Origin of the sequence: Flavobacterium succinicans, assembly GCF_001662485.1 — a bacterium.
Taxonomy (GTDB): Bacteria; Bacteroidota; Bacteroidia; order Flavobacteriales; family Flavobacteriaceae; genus Flavobacterium; species Flavobacterium succinicans_A.
The window spans coordinates 1-21563 of the sequence record NZ_JMTM01000009.1; the positions used below are offsets into that span (position 1 = coordinate 1).

Genomic DNA, 21563 nt, shown 5'->3' on the forward strand with positions numbered 1-21563 from the left:
AGCAATTTAACTAATCTTAAATGAAAAATCACCAACTATTTTTGACCACATTACCTTTAATATGAAATAAAAATTTGTGAATTTGCGGTTTAATTTTTAAAAACACCTTTCGATGTAAACTATTTTTTTTTTTATGGAATTTGGAATTTATTTTTTGTAGTTTATTCTTGCTTTATAACTTCAAATCCTGCTTTAGCTGGCTTTCATTTTCGATGACTTCACCATTGTATTGTAGTTTCCAGCCCAAAGAATTCGTTAAAATAAGCATTTTTGAGATTTCGCTTACCAGACGATTTTTTGCATTGGACTTCAGTGTCGATTTATCTACTTTCTTGGCTAAATTTGCTCGTACGGTTTTATTGATTTTGTTGTAATCGTCTCCTGTGAATTCATTGAGCTTGCTTTGCTCCACATCATAATATTGGATGTCGGGATAAATTGAAATCTCTTCTTTTGGAATGGAAAGAATCGTTATGGTTTTGTTCTTTTCGTCGATATTGTATTTCATTTGGTGCAAATCATAAGCCACGGTGACTTTAGCATTCACAATCACAATCGCCTTCTTTTCAAATGAAATCATGTCCATGAGATATTTATTCGAATTCTTATACGTGATTACTTCCGAAAAATGTCCTTCGGTCACCACCAATTTCCCCACATTTAGGATTTGTTGCTGAATGAGATTCGTATTGTAATCGAACTCGTCTTCTTTTTCTTTTTTAAAATCGCAGTATTTGAACAACAACAAGCCAATGACTACTACTCCAACTCCAATTAAAATGCGTTTCAACATAACTAAAATTTCATAAATGAATACTGTGCCTCTAATGTAGCTATTTTTTCTTTCAGATTTGCCTCAAACTTCTGATGGCTTTCTGAATTTGGATTAAATGGCCGATGTGCCAAGCCTTTTTGTATGGTTTGAACCAATTCCATTGTAGCTATTGCAGTATCGTTAATTTGAGTCGCCGTAAATCGTTCCCAGATATAATCAATCGCTAATGCACTAGGATGTATCATATCATCGGCGTAAAAACGATAGTCTCGTAGCTCATCCATCATGATTTCGTATGAAGGAAAGTAATCAGTGCTCAGTTTTAAGTGCTCAGTTTTAAGTTCGTCGTGAATTGCAGCAATCAAATGCGCTTTACTTACTTGATTTTCGACAAAACCATCTTTGAGATGGCGCACAGGCGAAACGGTAAAAACAAAATTACATTTCGGATTTATGGTTCCAATTAAAGAGACTGTATTCTGAATCGATTTTTGGATAGTATCAATGGACAACAACTCTTTGCTGAATTGCTTTTGTGGTACTTTATGACAATTTGCTACAATAGTGCTGGTTTCAATATGCCGATACACCCACGAAGTACCATAAGTGATGATAAAATGGGTCGCTTGCCGTAATTGCTTTTGGGTGTCTAAAAGAATTTGGTTCAGTTTACTCAAGAATACTTCAGAATCAGCATCACTCAACTCAGAATGCACTTCATAACAATGCCATCTTTCATTGAAGAAAAAAATATCTTCCTTGGTAAAACATCTTTCCAATACCGCTCTTTCAATAAGCTTTTCAATAGAAAATGGGTTGAAAATAATCCCAAATGGATTAGTACTATTTTGAAACTTAAAATATCCTAATTTCTTTCCCATATTTTCAACAAAGCAAGAGCCAAACAAAAGGATTTTGGAACTATATTCTATGGAATTAAGATTTCGAGGAATGGGTATATTCGTTGTAAAGTTCATTTCTAATTTTAATATTCCAAAAATACGAAATAAAAATCTTTAAAATAAAAAACCACAACTACTCCAATTTTGAAACGGAATAGTTGTGGATTTAAGTTAATTCTATTTGACTAAATATTAAAAAATCTTAGTATATGAATGTAGTTGGACCTTTAATTAAAGCTCCATTGTAAAAACCTTTTTGCTCCGTCGGAAAACCATCAGCATTATAGATATACGTATTTGAAATTACATCTTTAGATTTAGAATAAGTAATTTTAACAATATTATTACTCGTCATATCCTCTTCTAACAACAGATTAAAACCTAGTACATTTTTAAAAGGAGTATTTTTAGTATCATATTCATATGATGCAGTATTCTCCGAACCATAGTATAAATATTCGTTCTTGATTAAATTACCACCTTTGTAAGTATATTTCCCAATATAACCATATTCTTGCTCTACACCTGTTGCAACAGCAGTTCTAAACTCTTCATAGGAAATAGTACCGTCTGTATTATGAACATATTTAGTTCTATACTTGTATTGTGCTCCAGACTCATAAGTTGTTTTAGATGTGAGCTTACTATTGGTGTAGGAGAACTCTATCGTATAATCTACAGCTCCTTTATTATCTGTATCTACAATTTTAGTTATAAAATCTCCAGTATAAGTATAGGCTGTTTTGTTTCCATCACTATCGACTGTACTTACTATTTTATTACCACTGTAGGTAAAATCTTGAGTATAAGTTTTGCCGTTATTAACAGTAGACATTTTTTTTACTAATATTGAAGCTGTTGGATTTGATGAATTAGTATCATCAGTAGAACAAGAGGCAAGTACTAACAAAGTAGCACCAAGTAGGGAAAGTAATTTTTTCATTATTATGTGTGTATTTTTTTTGCAAAAAAAATCATAAAAAAAACAAAACACAACTTATTAATCTTAAAATTTATAAAGATATACCTATAAAATAAAACGAAAAACATAAACAATTGCTAATGATTTGTTTATTTGTTTTAATTTTTATTTTGAAGACCTTCAAAACAAAAAACCCCTTTAGTAATCTTTACCAAAACGATTACTAAAGGGGTAAATTCCTAAATTAACAACTATAAATACAGTAGCATTTTAGTTTAAAAACTCAACTGCTTTCGACAAAGCCTCTGAAATTCCAGCTGCGTTCTTTCCGCCAGCAGTAGCAAAGAAAGGCTGTCCTCCTCCTCCACCTTGGATATATTTTCCTAATTCGCGAACTACTTGTCCCGCATTTAGATTTTTATCTGCAACTAACTCTTTAGAAATATAACAGGTCAACATTGGTTTGTCTTCATTTACCGTAGCCAAAACAATGAAAATATTGTTACCTAAATTCCCTAATTCATACACCAAATCTTTTGCACCTTCAGCCGTTAAATCTACTTGTTGCGCTAGGAATTTTACTCCGTTTACTTCTTGAAAAGCTGCTGCTAATTCACCTTTCATGTTTTTAGCCTTATCTTTTAACAAGGTCTCTATTTGTTTTTTCAATTGAGCATTTTCGTCTTGTAATCCATGAATGGCTTTGATTGGATCTTTTGGATTTTTCAACACATCTTTGATTTCCCCAAAAGTGATTAATTGTGATTCAAAGAAATCCTTGGCTGCTTCACTAGTAATCGCCTCAATTCGTCGAATACCTGCTGCCACTGCTCCTTCGGAAACAATCTTAAAATGCCAAATTTCAGAAGTATTCGAAACGTGAGTTCCTCCACAAAGCTCAACTGAATCTCCAAACTTAATCATACGAACCAAGTCGCCATATTTTTCACCAAACAAAGCAATAGCTCCTTCTTCTAGCGCTTGTTCTTTGGCAATTCCGCGTTTTTCAATTAATGGTAAACTTTCACGAATACGAGCATTAACAAAGTTTTCTACCTCTTTCAATTCTTCGTCTGATACTTTAGAAAAGTGTGAAAAGTCAAAACGCAAGGAAGCCGAACGCACCATCGAACCTTTTTGTTCAATATGTGTTCCCAGCACTTTTCTCAAACCTTGATGCAACAAGTGGGTTGCGGTATGATTAGAAGAGGTTCTTGCTCTTTGCTTAACATCTACTATAGCCTTAAACGTATCGGTTAGATTTTCTGGTAAGGATTTTACCAAATGAATCGTTTGATTATTCTCTTTTTTGGTATCAATGACGTATGTAATATCTCCATTAGTTGCTTCTAAATAGCCTTTATCTCCCGTTTGTCCACCACTTTCTCCGTAAAAAGGAGTCGCGTTAAAAACTAACTGAAAAATTTCGCCTTCTTTTACACTTTCTACTCTGCGGTATTTTGTGATTTTCACTTGGTGTTGCAAACGATCGTAACCTACAAATTCCTGGATATCATCTTCTACAATTACATTCCAATCCCCTGCAGAAACTTTTGAAGCGGCACGAGAGCGTTCTTTTTGCAATTGTAATTGTTCTTCAAAAACTTTTTCGTCTAATTGCAATCCTTTTTCAGATAAAATCAAAGCTGTTAAATCGATTGGAAAACCATAGGTATCGTACAATTCAAAGGCTTTTTTACCATCAATCACAGTCCCTTGATTGTTAGCAATCACTACGTCCAACAAAACTAATCCTTGATCTAGCGTACGCAAGAAGGAACTTTCTTCTTCACGAATTACGTTAGAACAAAGGGCTTTTTGAGAACGAATTTCAGGAAAAGAAGCACTCATTTGAGCACTTAAAGTATCTACTAATTTATAGATAAAAGGCTCTTTGGTATTTAAGAAAGTAAAGCCGTAACGAATAGCACGACGTAAAATTCTACGAATAACATATCCTGCACCTGTGTTGGATGGCAATTGTCCATCGGCTATAGCAAAAGCTACGGCACGAACGTGATCCGCAATAACACGAATCGCAATATTTACTTTCTCTTCGGCTTCGTTAGAAGCTTTAATGGTATAATTTGCGCCCGTGATGGTTTCGATTTCTCTAATCAGCGGGGTAAATACATCCGTATCATAATTCGATTGCACTCCTTGTAAAACCATACAAAGACGTTCGAATCCCATACCAGTATCAACGTGTTGAGCTGGCAGTTTTTCTAATGAACCATCTGCTTTACGGTTGAATTCCATGAATACATTATTCCAAATCTCCACCACTTGAGGATGATCGGCATTGACTAATTCTTTACCATCAATAACAGCTTTCTCTTCTGCTGAACGAATATCAACGTGAATTTCGGAACAAGGACCACAAGGACCTTGATCTCCCATTTCCCAGAAATTGTCTTTTTTATTGCCTAATAAAATACGGTCTTCAGCGATTAATGTTTTCCAAATATCATAAGCTTCTTGATCAAAAGGCACATTTTCCTCTACGCTTCCTTCAAAAACGGTAACATAAAGGATGTCTTTGTCAATTTTGTATACTTCGGTCAGTAATTCCCAAGCCCAATGAATGGCTTCTTTCTTGAAGTAATCACCAAACGACCAGTTCCCTAACATTTCGAACATCGTGTGATGATACGTATCAATACCTACTTCCTCCAAATCATTATGCTTTCCTGAAACACGTAAACATTTTTGAGTATCGGCTATACGTTGGCTTTTTGGAGTTCCTAAGCCCAAAAAATATTCTTTGAATTGCGCCATTCCTGAGTTGTTGAACATCAAGGTTGGATCGTCTTTAAGAACGATGGGCGCCGAAGGAACAATTAAATGCCCTTTGCTTTCAAAAAAATCTAAAAATTGTTTACGTACGTCTTGTGATTTCATAGTATTTGATGCGAAATTGGTCTTGAGTTGATTTCATAATTTAGAAAAAAGAACAGTTTCCTGTTTATCAGTAGGCTACAAAGACTACTTTTTCTAATTATTTTATTTATGGTAAAAAAAAGAAGAACATTTGAAACATTTCTTAAATTTGTTCGACTAACTTTTTTACAAGTTGCAAAAATAGGGTATTTTAAAATATGGCGAAAGTAAAATATTATTACGATTCCGAAAAATTAGCGTATCGAAAAATTACCACTAAAAAAAGTAAGAAATTCGGTTTTGCCGTCTTGTTTTTAGTGGCTGCAGCACTTTTTGGTTTCCTGTCTTTTGTTGCGTTATTGAATGTTCCTTATTTCAAAACCCCCAATGACAGGATTCAAGAAAGGGAAATTGAAAACTTAAAATTGAATTATGCCATTTTAAATAAAAAACTGGAGCAATTACAAGGAGTAGCTGAACAAATAGCTGAACGTGACAATAATTTGTACAGAACGTATTTCAATACAGCACCCATTTCTGATGAAGAGCGAAAATCAGGCTACAAAAACAAAAATAGATATGCCGCCTTACAAGGATTTAACAATTCGGAACTCGTAAGCAGTACAACCAAAAAGATGGATGTTTTGAGCAAACAATTGGCCATTCAATCAAAATCCTTGGATGCTATTTTGAAAATGGCAGAAGCAAAACAGGTCTTTTTGGCTAGCATTCCTGCCATTCAGCCCGTACGAAATGAAAATTTAAAACATGTAGCTTCTGGTTTTGGTTATCGTACCGATCCGTTTACTAAAGCTCGCAAGATGCATGAGGGGATGGATTTTACAGCTAAAACTGGAACACCAATTTTTGCCAGTGGTGATGGCATTGTGGTACGAGCTGACAATTCGGCTTCTGGCTTTGGAAATCATATTGTAATTCGGCATGGTTATGGCTATGAAACCCTCTACGCGCATTTAAGCAAATACAAATGTCGAGCAGGAAAACGGGTTAAAAGAGGCGACATTATTGGTTATGTAGGAAGTACAGGACGCTCAGAAGCTCCACACTTACATTATGAAGTGCACAAAAACGGTAAAGTAGTCAATCCATTGAATTTTTATTACGGTTCAATTTCAGCGGTAGAATATGTTGCTATTTCTAATGCTGCCAACCAAGAAAATCAATCGCTGGATTAGTATTTTAAACAGTAATCGGTTCGTATAATTATAAAAAGAGCGTTAAAAAAATAAGAGAAAATGCATATAGAATTAGCACCAGACAAAAGATATTATAGCATTGGCGAAGTAGCGAAAGCCTTTGGCGTTAATGCCTCTTTGATTCGATTCTGGGATAGTGAATTTGATATTTTAAAACCTAAAAAAAATGCCAAAGGCAACCGAATGTTTACCCCCGAAGATGTCAAAAACCTGCAATTGATTTATCATTTGGTCAAAGAAAGAGGATTTACCTTAGAAGGTGCCAAAACCCATTTGAAAGAAGGACAAAAGAAAACTTTGGATAAATTTGACATTATTCGAAAATTGGAAGCCATAAAAATGCAATTAACGAATATTAAAAACGAACTTTGAAAAGAAGAATTTCAATAACAATTAAAACTAAATATTAAACTTTAAAATTAAATAAACATGAGAAGATTTTTGCCTTGGATTATCGGAATTGGATTACTAGTGATTATCGGTCTATGGTACATGAATGTTAAAAATGGAGCCATTGAAGTAGATCAGGCTGTAAAAAAAGAATGGGGAAATGTTGAAACCTCTTATCAAAGACGTAATGACTTAATTGGAAACTTAGTAAATACAGTAAAAGGAGCAGCCGATTTTGAAAAAAGCACATTGACTGCTGTAATTGAAGCCCGTGCAAAAGCTACTTCAGTAACAGTTGATCCAACCAATATTACACCAGAAAAATTTGAGCAGTTTAATCAAGCACAAAGTGGTGTTTCTTCTGCTTTATCAAAATTATTAGTTTCTGTAGAAAAATACCCTGATTTAAAAGCAAACGAAAATTTCTTGAAATTACAAGACGAATTAGCTAGCACTGAAAATCAAATTTTGACAGCAAGAACTCGTTTTAACGAATCAGTTGAAAAATACAATAATTATGTTTTGAAAATGCCTAGAAATATAATTTTATCAGAATATAAAGAAAAAGCGGTTTTCAAATCTGTTGAAGGTGCTGATAAGCCAGTTGAAGTAAAATTCTAATCCTCTCCAACCCCTCCGAAGGAGGGGCTTTTTTTATACCACTGAAAAAACAAAACAAATGTCAAAAGTAGAAGACTTTTTAACTAAAGAAGAGGAAAGCGCCATAGTAGAAGCCATTCGTGTGGCAGAAAAAAATACTTCGGGCGAGATTAGAGTTCACATAGAAGCTACCACTTCTCTTGATGCCTATGATCGTGCTATGGAGGTTTTCCACGAACTCAATATGGATGCTACCGAATTACAAAACGGTGTACTCATTTATCTTGCAGTGAATGACAAAACCTTTGTGATTTGTGGTGACAAAGGAATCAATGATGTAGTAGCTTCGGATTTTTGGGACTGCACTCGTGATGCCATGGTGAGCCAATTCAAATTAGGAAATTACAAACAAGGTTTGATTGATGGTATTTTAAATGCTGGAGAACAACTCAAAAAACATTTCCCATGGCAAGAAGGTGATACCAACGAATTGTCAAACGAAATTTCTAAAGGATAAACTATGAAAAATTCCAAAATAAAAACATCAAATTCCAACGGGATTTTTCGATTAACCCTTTTGCTTATTGCGTTTTTAACATTCCATTTCACCTTTGCTCAATTTACCATTCCAGAAAAACCTAGTTTTCAAACTTCGGTGTATGATTATGCGAATTTATTTAGTGCTGAAGAAAAAGCACAACTAGAAGAAAAATTAGTTCACTATTCGGATTCGACTACCACGCAAATTGTAGTGATTAGTATTGAAAGTTTAAAAAACGAAGACATAAATCAGCTTGCTACAAAGTGGGCACAAACTTGGGGATTTGGACAAGCCAAAGAAGACAATGGCGTTATTCTATTAATCGCAAAAAACGATAGAAAAATCGCACTTCAAGCAGGTTACGGACTCGAAGATCGACTTACCGCTGGAATTGGAGGTGAAATCATCAGAAATATCATTACGCCAGAATTCAAGGCAGGAAGTTATTACCGAGGAATTGACAAAGGAACTGATGCCCTTTTTGATGTTTTCAAAGGCAAATACAAAGGAGAACGAAAAAAGTCTTCAGGAAAAAGCTTTCCCATTTTACCTTTGATTTTTATTGTTGTCGTCCTGATTATCATTTTCTCTAAAAACAAAGGCGGAGGCAATTCTGGAAACCGAGGAGGCGGAGGCCCTAGCCTACTAGATGTTATCATTTTAAGTAACCTTGGCCGTGGCGGCGGAGGTGGATTTGGTGGTTCTTCTGGTGGAGGTTTTGGCGGTGGCGGATTCGGTGGCGGATTCGGCGGAGGCGGATTCTCTGGTGGAGGATCAAGCGGAAGTTGGTAATTTTAATTAATAATCTTCTTTTACTATTCCATCAAAACCATTTCTAAAAAGCATAAAAGAACAGCGCAATGATAGAAAAAACATTGCGCTGTTTTTTGTTATTAAACTGAAGAATAGCGCCGAAAACATCTCTATTTCGCTTACCTTTTAACAAAAAATTAAAAATTTTTTATTACCCTACTAATTATATAGAATAAATATTTTATATTTGCTCCCGAAAATAATTTCAATCCAAAATAAGACTACAATGAAAACGAATCAAAAGAATGCTTATTCAAAGGAAAAGCTAAAAAAGAAACGAAAATCAAGTATCAAAATCAGTGATTGTATGATGTGTATGTGCCTAGCCAAATAAAAATTTATATTTTAATTCGACTATTTACATATAATTTATATAATTATGAAAAATATCTATACAAAAACACTATCAACCCTACTTTTAATTTTACTATTTTCAACTTCATATGGCCAAAGCCTTTTAGAGGGAGAAGTTAGAAACGATGACAACGCACCTATAGAAGGTGTCAATATATTTATAAAAGGAACTACCAATAGTACGACTTCAGATGTTAATGGTAAGTTTTCCATTCAATCCAAAGCATTACCATTTACCATTATTGTGCAATACGCTGGTTTTAATACCAAAGAAATTAAAATCACCGAACTACCTTCTAATGCAAAACCATTACAAATAAATATCTCAACTGGAGAGGAAAAAGTATTATCTGAGGTAGTGGTTACCTCAAGACGTAGAATAGAAAAAGCACAAGATATTCCAATCGCCATTTCAGTTGTAACAGGTAAACAAGCAGAACAAGCTGGGGCATTCAACGTGAATCGTCTAAAAGAATTGGTTCCGTCAGTTCAATTGTATTCTTCCAATCCAAGAAATACTGGAATTAACATTCGTGGTTTGGGATCTCCTTTTGGACTGACTAATGACGGTATTGACCCAGGTGTTGGTTTTTATGTAGACGGTGTTTACTTTTCTAGACCTGCCGCTACAACCTTAGACTTTATAGATGTAGATCGAATTGAAGTATTGCGTGGTCCGCAAGGTTCTTTGTTTGGAAAAAACACAACTTCGGGTGCATTTAACATCACTTCTCGCAAACCTAGTTTTACTTCAGGCGCTGATTTTGAAGTGAGTTATGGCAATTACCAATTCATTCAAGCCAAAGCCTCTGTAACAGGAGCTTTGAATTCTAAAATTGCTGGTAGAATATCATTCTCTGGTACTCAACGTGATGGATTAATCGAGAATGTTGTAACAGGAAGAGCTACTAATACACTAAATAACCAAGGAATTAGAGGACAATTACTTTATACTCCTTCTGATAGAACAAATATATTATTCGCAGCAGATATCACATTGCAGCGTCCTGACGGATATGCTCAAGTAGTTGCTGGTGTTGCTCCTACACAAAGAGCGGCTTACCGCCAATTTAATGCCATAATTACTGACTTGAATTACCAACTTCCTAGCTTGAATGCTTTTGACCGTAAGATTGACCACGACACCCCTTGGCGCTCTGGACAAGATTTAGGTGGAGCTTCTTTAAATATTGATACAAAAATTGGCAACGGAACACTTACCTCAACAACAGCTTGGAGATTCTGGAATTGGGATCCATCAAATGATAGAGATTTTACAGGTTTACAAGTATTGGCATTATCACAAAACCCTGCTAGACATACGCAATTTACGCAAGAAGTACGCTATGCAGGACAATTAAGCTCATCCTTAAGTGGTGTGGTAGGTCTGTTTTTTATTGACCAAGAAGTAAAAGTAAGAGGAAATGAAGAATCTGGAAAGGCACAATGGCGATTTGCACAAAGCACCACTAGCGCATTATGGAAAACACCGGGTCTTTTTGAAGGTTATGGTATAAGAACCAACTCGAATGTACGTTCAACAAGTGCTGCTGTATTTACTCAATTGGATTGGGCAATCACTGAAAAATTACACGTACTCCCAGGTTTACGATATAATTATGACAAAAAAGCTGCCGATTACGACCGTAAAACCTACGGAGGACTTCAAACAACAGACCCAGCTTTACTTGCACTTAAAAGATTAGTTTATACAGACCAATCGTTTACTTCAAGTACTGATGACACAGACTTTTCAGGAAATTTAACCGTGAACTACAAAGTATCTGATAAAATCAATGCCTATGCTACCTATGCAAAAAGCTATAAACCGGTTGGTGTGAATGTAGCAGGACTTCCGACAATTGCTGGCCAACCAGCTCTTGACCTTGCAGTAATTAAACCCGAAAGCGTGAATCATTATGAATTGGGAATAAAAACTTCACCTATTAAAAATTCGGTTTTGAACTTGACCTTCTTTAATACTGAAATTAAAGATTTCCAAACCAATGTGCAAGCGGCTGAATTAGGTGTAAATCGTGGCTATCTTGCCAATGCTGACAAAGTAAGAGTAAAAGGTATAGAATTAGATGCTAGTTTTTTACTCAACAAACACTTTAGCTTTAATGCTGCCGCAACTTATAGTGATGGAAAATATGTTACATTCACAAACGCCCCATTGCCATTAGAAGAAACTGGAGCTGCGGTATCGTTTAAAGATGTTTCTGGAACAGACTTACCAGGAGTTTCAAAATGGGCAGGAAGTCTTGGAGGGGAATATACTAAAAATGCTAAATTCTTCGGAAGCATAGGGAAGTTCTTTATTGCTCTTGATAGTTTTGCTCGTTCGGAATTCTCCTCAAGCCCCTCGGCATCAAAATATTTGGTGGTACCAGGTTATGCTATATTTAATGGTCGTTTAGGTTTCCGTGTTGCAGATGGTTTGTCAGCGTTCATTTGGGGACGCAACTTATTCAACAAAGATTACTACGAGCAATTACTGCCAGCTGGTGGAAATTCAGGACATTATGCAGCAGTACTTGGTGATCAAAGAACGTATGGTATCACCTTAAAATATTCGTTATAGTGTAAATGAACTTCATTTTTTTAATTGATATTGAGCCGTCTGAAATTTATGTTTTAGATGGCTCTTTATCATTAACATCTATCTTACTTTACTCTCTAAAACAAAATAATGAAGCATTTTGGGAAAAAATCTTTTTAAATAAACCCCTAAAACTTCTTTACCCCCAATATAAGCTTCAAATTTATTGGCTTCAATAGCCTTAATCATTTTGGAAGCAAAGACATCCACAGGCATTCCGTTTTGTGTCGCTTCATCATTTGACTTTTGAGTTTCTCCGTTTGCGGTTAAAGCATTTATAGCTACATTAGTTTGTACGAAGCCGGGACAAATAAGCGTGACTTTGATATTGTCTTTTTCATGTTCCATACGCAAAACATCAAAAAAACCATGTAATGCGTGTTTTGCTCCGCAATAACCTGAACGATATGGACTTCCAAATTTCCCCATTAAACTGGTTACCGTTACAAAATGACCTTTCTTTTGTTGTATAAAATACGGTAAAAGCGCCTTTGTTAAAGCCACAGTTCCCAAATAATCAACGGCTATCAATTTTTTATCTACTTCAAAATCAGTTTCGGCAATTAAGGAGCGTTGACTAATTCCACCATTATTTATCAAAATATCAATGGAACCAAAAAATTGTAAAGCTTTAGAAACAGTACTTTTGGATGCATCGAAATGAGACAAATCAAAAGGAAGCACCACAACATCAGCGCTATTACATTTCTCCCTTACTTGCTCTAAAGCTTCCAGATTTCGCCCCGATAAAATTAGCTTTGCCTTTTTTGAAGCTAAAGCATAGGCTAATGCCTCCCCTATTCCACTTGAAGCACCTGTAATCCAAATTACTTTTCCAGTTACATTCATAACATTTTGATTTTTTACTAATATATAAAATAAAACATTTTTTTTGCACTATTCTATTCGTAGACTTACATTTACCAAAAAAATATTTTGCAAAAAAAGTTCCTTGTTCCACTCTTATTATCCTGCTTTTTTTCCTTTTCTCAATCAGAAAAAAACATCGACCACCAAAGTATTCTTTGGACTCGGTATTATAATCTACTAACTTTAAATAACAATTGGTCCATTCATACAGAATTTGACAATCGCGTTTTCTTGAAACCAATTGCCGAAAATCTATTTGTTTTTAGAATCCAAGGTAGATACAAATGGAATTCAAATATAGAAACTGGAGCTGGTTTCACTTACTTTTCGGTTTATACACAAGACCCAAAACAGGACTTTGATTTTGAAATTCCTGAATATAGAGGACAGCAGGATGTAACGTATAAATTCAATCTAAAAAAAATAACCCTCAACCAAAGACTACAGGTTGAAGAACGGTTCATACACAACGCCTCTAAAACAGGACTTATAGATGGCACTACCTTCAGTTGGCGATTTCGCTACCGATTACAAGCAGAATATCCGTTTTGGGAAAAAGAAAAGCAATATCTCAAAGCAATTGTATACGACGAAATCATGCTAAATGCTGGAAAAAGCATCATCTACAACACCTTCGACCAAAATAGAATCTATGCTGCCTTACAATATGGTATCAACAAAAATATCTCTGTGGAACTTGGCTATCTAAAGAGCTTTCAACAACGTCCTAGCGGGGTCGACTATTTCAATAGAGACATCATAAGACTGAGTATTTTTCATAAAATGCATTTATAAAAAAAAGACCAAAACATTTCAACTGTTTTGGTCTCTTTTATATTACTTCTCTCTAATATAAATATCAATTGGTACACCGGAAAAATCCCATTGTTCTCTAATTTTATTTTCTAAATAGCGTTTGTAAGGTTCTTTTACGTATTGTGGTAAATTCGCAAAAAACACAAATTGCGGTGTAGCTGTTGGCAACTGCATACAATATTTAATCTTCACATATTTCCCTTTAGTTGCAGGAGGTGGATAGGCTTCAATCACTTTCAACATGAATTCGTTGAATTTTGAAGTAGGTATTCTTTGTTGTCTATCCTCATATACTTTTACAGTCGCTTCAAGCGCTTTCAACAAACGTTTTTTGGTCAAAGCCGAAACAAAAAGAATAGGCACATCCGTAAAAGGCATCAATTCCTTTTTAATTTTCTCTTCATAATCACGAGTAGACATCGTATCTTTTTCTACCAAATCCCATTTGTTAACCAAAATGATTACCCCTTTTCTGTTTTTCTCTGCCAACCAAAAAATACTTTGATCCTGTCCTTCAAAACCACGAGTAGCATCAATCACCAAAATACAAACGTCTGCGTGTTCAATAGCACGAACGGAGCGCATTACAGAATAAAATTCTAAGTCTTCTTTTACTTTGGCCTTACGTCGAATTCCTGCAGTATCTACCAAGTTAAACTCAAATCCAAAACGATCAAATTTTGTATCAATAGCATCACGAGTAGTACCCGCAATATCCGTCACCATAAAACGATCTTGACCAATCAAAGCATTGATAAAACTCGACTTTCCAGCATTAGGACGTCCTACTACAGCAAAACGTGGCAAAACCACTTCTTCTTGAACTGGCTCAGGTTTTACTGGAAAAGCTTCGATCAAAGCATCTAATAAATCTCCAGTTCCACTACCAGAAATACTAGCAAAAGTATAATACTCTCCTAAACCAAGGTTGTAAAACTCTATTGCATCTTTCTCACGCATCGCATTATCCACCTTGTTCACAGCCAATAAAACCGGTTTAGTCACTTTTCGTAGCAACTTAGCCACTGTTTCATCCATTGGAGTTATTCCCTCTTCAACATCGACCACAAAAATGATCACATCGGCTTCATCTATTGCCAATTCTACTTGTTTACGGATTTCTCCCTCAAAAACATCATCAGATCCACGAACATATCCACCCGTATCTATCACAGAAAACTCTTTTCCGTTCCACTCGCTTTTACCATAGTTTCTATCTCTGGTTACCCCAGAAACCGAATCTACAATAGCTTCTCTTCTTTGTATCAGCCTATTAAAAAGGGTCGATTTCCCTACATTAGGTCTTCCTACTATCGCAACAATATTATTCATTTTATTCGTATTCAAATAGTTATCCTTAGCGCACACTTTTGCGGTTAAGGCGCGCAAAGGTAGTGTTTAAAACTATGAGAATCAATTTTTTTGATATATTAGCACAACTAAACTATACCAAACCCAATATCCCAAAAGCCATGGACCCAGATAACGAAATTAGATTGCGCCTACGATTTTACAAAGACATCAACGAAAACGCGGATATTTTACGCTCTAAATTCGAAAAATTCATCTATGAAAAATCACCAGATTATTATGCCAAAATCAGAGGCTATCACATTTGGCTCAACATAAAAGGAGACAAAAAAAGGTATTGGTCACCCCATTTGCATCTCGAGTTAGAAAAAAAATCCGAAAACGAAACCCATATCCGAGGACTCTACGGGCCAGACCCAACTTTATGGACCTTATTTATGTTTCTGCATTTTATGATTGCTGGCACTTTCATCGTGTTTTGCGGTATTGCCTACACGCATTATGTCCTCAAAGAATCCACACAATGGGATTTAATCGTGCTTTCTATGATGATTTTTGCTTGGTTTCTGCTCTATGTCATCGCCCGACAAATCCGATCCAACGGCGAAAAACAAATGAATGATTTAGAAAAAGTCTTTTTAAAAATAATTGAATCTTAATCATTAAAAACGACCAAATTCATGAAAATTCGATTACTAGTAATATTTATAACTTTTGTGTCTTGCACCACAGCTACTCAATACGGAATGCCTGACACTGACCCAAATTTAATTCAGAAAGATTTCATGAAATGGTATACCTATCATTACAACACTATTATTTTATCATCTGACTTCAAGGCAATTGACGAAAATTACAAAATCATCAACAAAGAAAATTTCTTAAAAAAGCTAATATTAGGAAAATACATTCCAATTCAATTAGTATCAAAAAACGGTCAACAATTTTACCAACTATTCAAATTAGAACCAAACTGCGATCCAAACATACAAAGCACAATTAAAAACGAAAGTTTACAATCATACCGCAATTTCAAAAAAGAAGGCACATCAATTCCACATTTTAATTTTAAAGATCTAAAAGGAGTTAAATACAACAATGAGACCACAAAAAACAAAATAATAGTTTTAAAATGTTGGAACCTTCATTGTCAAAAATGCATCGAAGAAATGCCTGCGCTTAATTCATTAGTAGAAAAATACAAAACCAGAGCAGATATTGTATTCATAAGTTTAGCCGATGATAACAGTCAAAAATTATCGAACTTCCTAACCAAAAAGAAATTCAACTATACTGTAGTACCAAATCAAGCATTATTCATAAAAAACACTTTACGCGTTTCGGTATTTCCTACTCACATCATCATCAACAAAAAAGGAAAAATTTCAAAAGAAGTGACTAGTTTTAAAGAACTAGCCATTGCACTACAAAAAGAAGTTCTTAAGTAAGTAGCTAATCCAGCACTCCATTACAACTCCTCGTTCCAAAAAACTGTGGTTCTACTGCGCTTGCAGGAGCTTCCGTTGGTCGCTCTGCCAGCACAAGAACCACTAGTTTTTGGCACTCCGGGGTTTCCATTACGATCTGGGCTAAAAAAAAAATCAGTAGTCCAAACAAATTCGACTACTGATTTCACGTTTATAGTATCTCAATAAAAAATGAACAGCTTCAATATGCTTTTCACCTTTACTTCTTACTTCTAATCTCTCACCTCTAACTTATAGTTACTGATTATATCCGAAACGCTTCAACATATTGGCGTTGCTTCTCCAATTTTTGTTCACTTTCACATACAATTCAATATGAATTTGTTTGCCAAAGAACTTTTCCAAATCAACACGGGCATCCATTCCTACTTTTTTCAAAGCGGCACCTTTATGACCAATGATAATTCCTTTTTGTGTGTCACGCTCTACCATAATCAAAGAGCGAATACGAATAATAGTATCGGTTTCCAAAAACTCTTCGGTAACAATTTCTACAGCATAGGGAATCTCCTTACTGTAATTCAATAATATTTTTTCGCGAATCGTTTCGTTTACAAAAAAACGTTCCGGTTTATCCGTTAATTGATCTTTAGGATAATACGCTGGAGACTCAGGTAACAAAGCAATAATTCTTTGAAACACTTCAGGAACATTAAAATTCTGCAAAGCCGAAATTGGGTAAATTTCCGCATTTGGCACTTTGGCTGTCCAAAAAGCGACTTGCTCTTCCAATTGCTCTTGATTGGAATTGTCAATTTTATTCAACAATAACAAAACGGGGATCTTAGAATGGATAATTTTATTAAAAAAAGCATCGTCTTTCAATTCTTGTTCGCCAATCTCCACCATATAAATCAACACATCAGCATCTTCAAAAGCAGATTTCACAAAGTTCATCATCGATTCCTGCATTTCGTAAGCAGGCTTGATAATCCCAGGTGTATCCGACAAGATCAATTGAAAATCATCTCCATTTACAATTCCTAAAATTCTGTGTCTTGTGGTTTGTGCTTTTGAAGTAATAATAGATAATCGTTCCCCAACAAAAGCATTCATTAGTGTTGATTTTCCAACGTTTGGGTTTCCAATTATATTTACAAAACCGGCTTTATGTGTCATTTTTAATTCATTTAATTTTACTTCGCAACATCCGAAGTAAAAGATATAAGCTGCAAAGGTAGCCATATCAACTCAATAGACGAAATAAAACATTTTTTAAAATTTTGGTTGTATTTCTAGAAAAACGTCGTACATTTGCACCCGAAACATCGCGGGATAGAGCAGTAGGCAGCTCGTCGGGCTCATAACCCGAAGGTCACAGGTTCGAGTCCTGTTCCCGCTACTAAGAAAAGCTCCAGAGAAATCTGGAGCTTTTTTTGTTTATATCACTTTCAAACAATCAAGACATTTAGATTTCGAATACAAAATTATGAGGCATTCAGACAGCTTGCATGAGATTTCTTCCCGGAGATCGTCCTTTTAGTTAATCATTTCTTAATCCCTTAAGGAAGTTATCTGTATTACTATAAATTCGTTCTGTGAATTCGTATGAAATAAGCTATTTTTTTTTTTAAATAACTAATTCCCATGATATCCCAAAACAAATATAGAAAACAACTTTTATCTTAAAAAAATTGATTTATACTACACTTTTAAATATCGCCATTTTTCAGGGAATCATCTTGGGATTAATTATTTTAAGATCTGCCTTATTTAATAGTAATTCAAACAAATATGTGGCATACTTGCTATTTACACTTTCCATTCTTTTATTGAATTATGTTTTTGAATTAGAAGAAGTATATACTTCCTATCCTTTGCTACACTTTATTGACAATGTCGAGTGGGCATTACTATTACCTACATTCCTATTCCTATATATCGTAAATCAGATTGATGCTACTGTAAAAAGCAAACAAAAAACATTTTTATGTTTTGTTCCATTTACATATTCCGCTGTACTTAACATTACAAAAGATCTTGATCGTGTAGCAGGATTTTATACTATTCCAAAGCCAGGCATAGCCGTACTCCAAATACTTACTCTAATTCATCATTTTTTAGTCTTTACGTTCATTCCTTTCCTGCTGATTTACTCTTATTTTATGATAAGACATTTAAAAGATTTTGAAGAAAAAAAATGGGTAGTTACCTTATTAACCCTTTTTTCTTCATTGTTATTCTCTTGGCTTATTACCTGGTTAGTCGCCATTCTTCTTCAATATGACATTTCTTCTGCTATGAGAATCGTGGCTTTATCTGCAACATTCATTATTCATTGGACAGCCTATATAGGCATTTACAAGTATAGACTTGCAAAAAACAAGAATGCTATCTATACTTTTCTAAATAAAGATTTAGCTATTTCGTGTAGTACTTCGCAAGTTATAGACAATGACAACCCAGAAGAATATCGGGAATCTATCTCGGTAGATAATCATTATTTTCAAAAACTTGATCTTCTTTGTAAGGAACATCATATTTATACAGATTGTACATTGAACAGAGAAAAAATCGCTGAAAAACTAGGCATAAGTGCTGGATATGTTTCACAAATCGTAAATACGGTAACAGGAGACAACTTTGCCAATTACATCAATAATTATCGGGTTGAAGCTGTCAAGGAAATGATTTCTAATTCTGAATATGAAAAATATAACCTATTGATGATGGGTCTAGAATCAGGTTTTACTTCAAAAACTACTTTTTACAAAGCTTTTAAAAAAGCTACTGGTCAAACACCAAATGAGTATCGAAATTCTAATAAATAAGTACCGATTTATACAATTTTAAGCTTTTGAAACCTTTTCTAGTTTTTCTTGTGTGAGTTTTGCAATTCAATAATTAAAAACAATTTTTATGAAAAAAATTTTAGCACTAGCTGTTCTTACAGCTTTAGGATTTACAAATGTTACTGCTCAAGAAATTAAATTTGGAGCTAAAGGAGGTTTGAACTTTGCGTCAATCAGCGGGAATAATTCCACTGGCAGCGATATGGTAACATCATTTAATTTTGGTGTTTTATCAGAAATTCCTATTTCAGATAAATTTTCCTTTCAACCTGAATTAATGTATTCTGGTCAGGGATACAGTTTCAACAACAATATAATTGCCTTAGGTTATCTAAATATACCTTTGATGGGAAAATATTATGTAACAAAAGGATTGAGTCTTGAAGCCGGACCGCAAATAGGATTTTTACTTTCCGCTAAAAATGACAATACAGATGTAAAAAATTCGTTTAAGACTTTTGATTTTGGGGTTAATTTTGGCTTAGGTTATAAACTGGAAAACGGACTTAATTTTGGAGCAAGATATAATTTTGGATTATCAAACATTAATAATTTAGATGATTCTTCAAGTAAATATAAAAACGGAGTGTTTCAAATATCTGTTGGTTATTTCTTTTTCTAAAACCTAATAACTCTATAAAAAAGTTTTATAAACTGAATTGCAAATGTATTAATGCATCATTTCATGGAAAATCTAAAAATTTGGAAATAGCCATTTTGCCCTTCTAATATTTTTAAATCATCCACAAAACTATTCAAAAATTGTCCCGTTAGGACTACTAAGAAAACACCACTTGAAAAAGCAGGTGTTTTTTTTATGCCTATTATTTTCATCCCCTCTTTAAATATTGGGTCAAGTTCAAAAGTTGGGGATTATGCAAAAGATTGGATAATCTGAATAAGAAAAAATCTATTTTTCTTACCCCTCTAAACTGACTTCTAAACGCTTTTATTTTTACAGTAAAAGTTTCTGCAGCTGCATAAATCGCATGAGTACAATTGTTATAGTAAAAATTCTGACCGAGAATAATTTTGAAGATTTTTCTTAAAAAAATATGATTTGATTTAAAAAAAAGCACCCTAAGCATTCAAAATTTTGTGCGTTTATTTTTGCAATAATTAATACCCACAAAATCAACTGTATATAATTTCTTAATTTTTCAAAACTTTTAATACGTCTTTATTCGTTAAATGATTTTTTTTACAATTTAAGTTAAAAAGATAATTATTTATATATAATTTTGTTAATTTTGAAAAAATCTAAAGCATTTTTTCAATTTTTTTAAAATATCTTGCGATTTTAGATTTTAACAATTTAAACCCTATGAATACAATTCAAAACAGGTCAAAATTTAATCCTTCATAACCTTTCGAGAATGATAAATAGGTAAATAATAAACATAAATTATGCTATTTGAAAAGAGAAATACAACGAGAATAGTAAAAAAATCTATTGCTCTTCTAAAATAAACCTAGAGTTTATGTAATCATGTCATAAATGAAAATCATAGAAAAACGGATTAAACTAAAAAGGATAAAAAAAAAAGGACTAGCTGAACACCTTATTACAAAGTAGGCAAAAAAAACAAACTTAATATGTCAAATTTATTACAACACTTAACCAACACAATTAAATATTGGTATGTTCCATTGATCATCGGAATAATTTTTATCCTTCTTGGAATTTACATTTTCTCTACACCAATAGAGACTTATTTAACACTATCAATACTCTTTAGCATTTCATTTATAGTTTCAGGGCTTTTTGAAATCTTATTTTCAATTCAAAATAAAGATATTATACAAGGTTGGGGATGGTATTTAGTTGGAGGATTATTGACATTATTAATAGGAATTTATCTTCAAGTAAATCCAGAAATTTCTATTGCTATACTTCCATTTTATGTTGGTTTTACTATGTTGTTTCGTTCTTTTCAACTTCTTGGATATTCATTCGACTTAAAAGAATTAAATGATTCAAAATGGAGCAATGTTACCTTATTGAGTATCGCAGGAATACTATTTGCCTTTTTATTATTAGCAAATCCTGTATTTACAGGTCTTTCATTGGTTTCATTAACAGCTTTGACATTCATTTTTGTTGGGATTGCTTCATCCATGTTGTCTTTTAGATTGAAAAAAATAAAAGACATTCCTAAAACTGTTTCTTCCGATTTAAAAGATAAAATCAATAATTTAAAAACTGAAATTAAAGAACGTTTGATCTAATCTTAAAAAAACTAAATTAATTACGTAAAACTTTGTCATTGTTGCCACTTTGGCAAAGTTTT

At 33.9% G+C, this 21563-nt stretch carries 20 protein-coding genes and 1 tRNA gene; 13 read left to right on the forward strand and 8 right to left on the reverse strand.

Features of this window, described 5'->3' with window-relative positions:
- Window positions 1-172 precede the first annotated feature (172 nt).
- The 4 genes from FLB_RS01100 to alaS form a co-directional block, all read right to left on the reverse strand.
- On the reverse strand, window positions 173-793 hold the full coding sequence (locus FLB_RS01100) for a DUF4230 domain-containing protein (protein ID WP_064714127.1): 621 nt from the start codon (window positions 791-793) through the stop codon (window positions 173-175).
- 2 nt (window positions 794-795) lie between these two features.
- A complete protein-coding gene (locus FLB_RS01105) occupies window positions 796-1752 on the reverse strand; it encodes a GSCFA domain-containing protein (RefSeq protein WP_064714128.1) in 957 nt (318 codons plus the stop codon).
- Window positions 1753-1879: 127 nt separating this feature from the next.
- Window positions 1880-2620, reverse strand: a complete 741-nt coding sequence (locus tag FLB_RS01110) for a hypothetical protein (protein ID WP_064714129.1) — start codon at window positions 2618-2620, stop codon at window positions 1880-1882.
- 249 nt (window positions 2621-2869) lie between these two features.
- Entirely contained in the window at window positions 2870-5500 is a 2631-nt protein-coding gene (gene alaS / locus FLB_RS01115; protein ID WP_064714130.1) for an alanine--tRNA ligase, read from the reverse strand.
- A gap of 197 nt (window positions 5501-5697) precedes the next feature.
- Between alaS and FLB_RS01120 the strand changes: the two genes are divergently transcribed.
- The 6 genes from FLB_RS01120 (at window position 5698) to FLB_RS01145 (ending at window position 11978) form a co-directional block, all read left to right on the forward strand.
- On the forward strand, window positions 5698-6675 hold the full coding sequence (locus FLB_RS01120; protein ID WP_064714131.1) for a M23 family metallopeptidase: 978 nt from the start codon (window positions 5698-5700) through the stop codon (window positions 6673-6675).
- Window positions 6676-6735: 60 nt separating this feature from the next.
- Entirely contained in the window at window positions 6736-7068 is a 333-nt protein-coding gene (locus FLB_RS01125; protein WP_064714132.1) for a MerR family transcriptional regulator, read from the forward strand.
- 57 nt (window positions 7069-7125) lie between these two features.
- Window positions 7126-7707 carry a LemA family protein gene (locus FLB_RS01130; RefSeq protein WP_064714133.1) on the forward strand — a complete coding sequence of 194 codons (582 nt, stop codon included), beginning with the start codon at window positions 7126-7128 and terminating at the stop codon, window positions 7705-7707.
- Window positions 7708-7765: 58 nt separating this feature from the next.
- A complete protein-coding gene (locus tag FLB_RS01135) occupies window positions 7766-8203 on the forward strand; it encodes a TPM domain-containing protein (RefSeq protein ID WP_064714134.1) in 438 nt (145 codons plus the stop codon).
- 3 nt (window positions 8204-8206) lie between these two features.
- Window positions 8207-9019 carry a TPM domain-containing protein gene (locus FLB_RS01140; protein WP_064714135.1) on the forward strand — a complete coding sequence of 271 codons (813 nt, stop codon included), beginning with the start codon at window positions 8207-8209 and terminating at the stop codon, window positions 9017-9019.
- A 400-nt stretch (window positions 9020-9419) separates the two neighbouring features.
- Window positions 9420-11978, forward strand: coding sequence for a TonB-dependent receptor (locus tag FLB_RS01145; protein WP_064714136.1), 2559 nt, complete (start codon window positions 9420-9422; stop codon window positions 11976-11978).
- 78 nt (window positions 11979-12056) lie between these two features.
- On the opposite strand, the gene FLB_RS01150 is transcribed toward FLB_RS01145, so the two are convergent.
- Window positions 12057-12845 carry an SDR family oxidoreductase gene (locus FLB_RS01150; protein WP_064714137.1) on the reverse strand — a complete coding sequence of 263 codons (789 nt, stop codon included), beginning with the start codon at window positions 12843-12845 and terminating at the stop codon, window positions 12057-12059.
- A gap of 171 nt (window positions 12846-13016) precedes the next feature.
- Here FLB_RS01150 and FLB_RS01155 point away from each other — a divergent pair, with 171 nt between their 5' ends.
- Window positions 13017-13661, forward strand: coding sequence for a DUF2490 domain-containing protein (locus tag FLB_RS01155; RefSeq protein WP_082923187.1), 645 nt, complete (start codon window positions 13017-13019; stop codon window positions 13659-13661).
- Window positions 13662-13703: 42 nt separating this feature from the next.
- On the opposite strand, the gene der is transcribed toward FLB_RS01155, so the two are convergent.
- Window positions 13704-15014: a ribosome biogenesis GTPase Der gene (gene der / locus FLB_RS01160; protein ID WP_064714139.1), complete on the reverse strand. Its 1311-nt coding sequence runs from the start codon at window positions 15012-15014 to the stop codon at window positions 13704-13706.
- 74 nt (window positions 15015-15088) lie between these two features.
- On the opposite strand from der, the gene FLB_RS01165 reads away from it, so the two are divergent.
- On the forward strand, window positions 15089-15652 hold the full coding sequence (locus tag FLB_RS01165) for a hypothetical protein (RefSeq protein WP_082923185.1): 564 nt from the start codon (window positions 15089-15091) through the stop codon (window positions 15650-15652).
- 21 nt (window positions 15653-15673) lie between these two features.
- Entirely contained in the window at window positions 15674-16441 is a 768-nt protein-coding gene (locus FLB_RS01170) for a TlpA family protein disulfide reductase (protein ID WP_064714140.1), read from the forward strand.
- 20 nt (window positions 16442-16461) lie between these two features.
- Here FLB_RS01170 and FLB_RS14210 read toward each other — a convergent pair whose 3' ends face one another.
- Window positions 16462-16629: a hypothetical protein gene (locus FLB_RS14210; RefSeq protein ID WP_157490505.1), complete on the reverse strand. Its 168-nt coding sequence runs from the start codon at window positions 16627-16629 to the stop codon at window positions 16462-16464.
- A gap of 88 nt (window positions 16630-16717) precedes the next feature.
- On the reverse strand, window positions 16718-17599 hold the full coding sequence (gene era, locus FLB_RS01175; protein WP_064714159.1) for a GTPase Era: 882 nt from the start codon (window positions 17597-17599) through the stop codon (window positions 16718-16720).
- A 150-nt stretch (window positions 17600-17749) separates the two neighbouring features.
- Here era and FLB_RS01180 point away from each other — a divergent pair.
- The 4 genes from FLB_RS01180 to FLB_RS01200 all read left to right on the forward strand — a co-directional run bounded on the left by FLB_RS01180 (window position 17750) and on the right by FLB_RS01200 (window position 21501).
- Window positions 17750-17822, forward strand: a tRNA-Met gene (locus tag FLB_RS01180).
- Between the two features lie 292 nt (window positions 17823-18114).
- Window positions 18115-19251, forward strand: coding sequence for a helix-turn-helix domain-containing protein (locus tag FLB_RS01185; RefSeq protein WP_064714141.1), 1137 nt, complete (start codon window positions 18115-18117; stop codon window positions 19249-19251).
- Window positions 19252-19339: 88 nt separating this feature from the next.
- Window positions 19340-19894, forward strand: coding sequence for a porin family protein (locus tag FLB_RS01190; protein ID WP_064714142.1), 555 nt, complete (start codon window positions 19340-19342; stop codon window positions 19892-19894).
- A gap of 974 nt (window positions 19895-20868) precedes the next feature.
- Window positions 20869-21501: an HdeD family acid-resistance protein gene (locus FLB_RS01200; RefSeq protein WP_064714144.1), complete on the forward strand. Its 633-nt coding sequence runs from the start codon at window positions 20869-20871 to the stop codon at window positions 21499-21501.
- The last annotated feature ends 62 nt before the right edge of the window (window positions 21502-21563 follow it).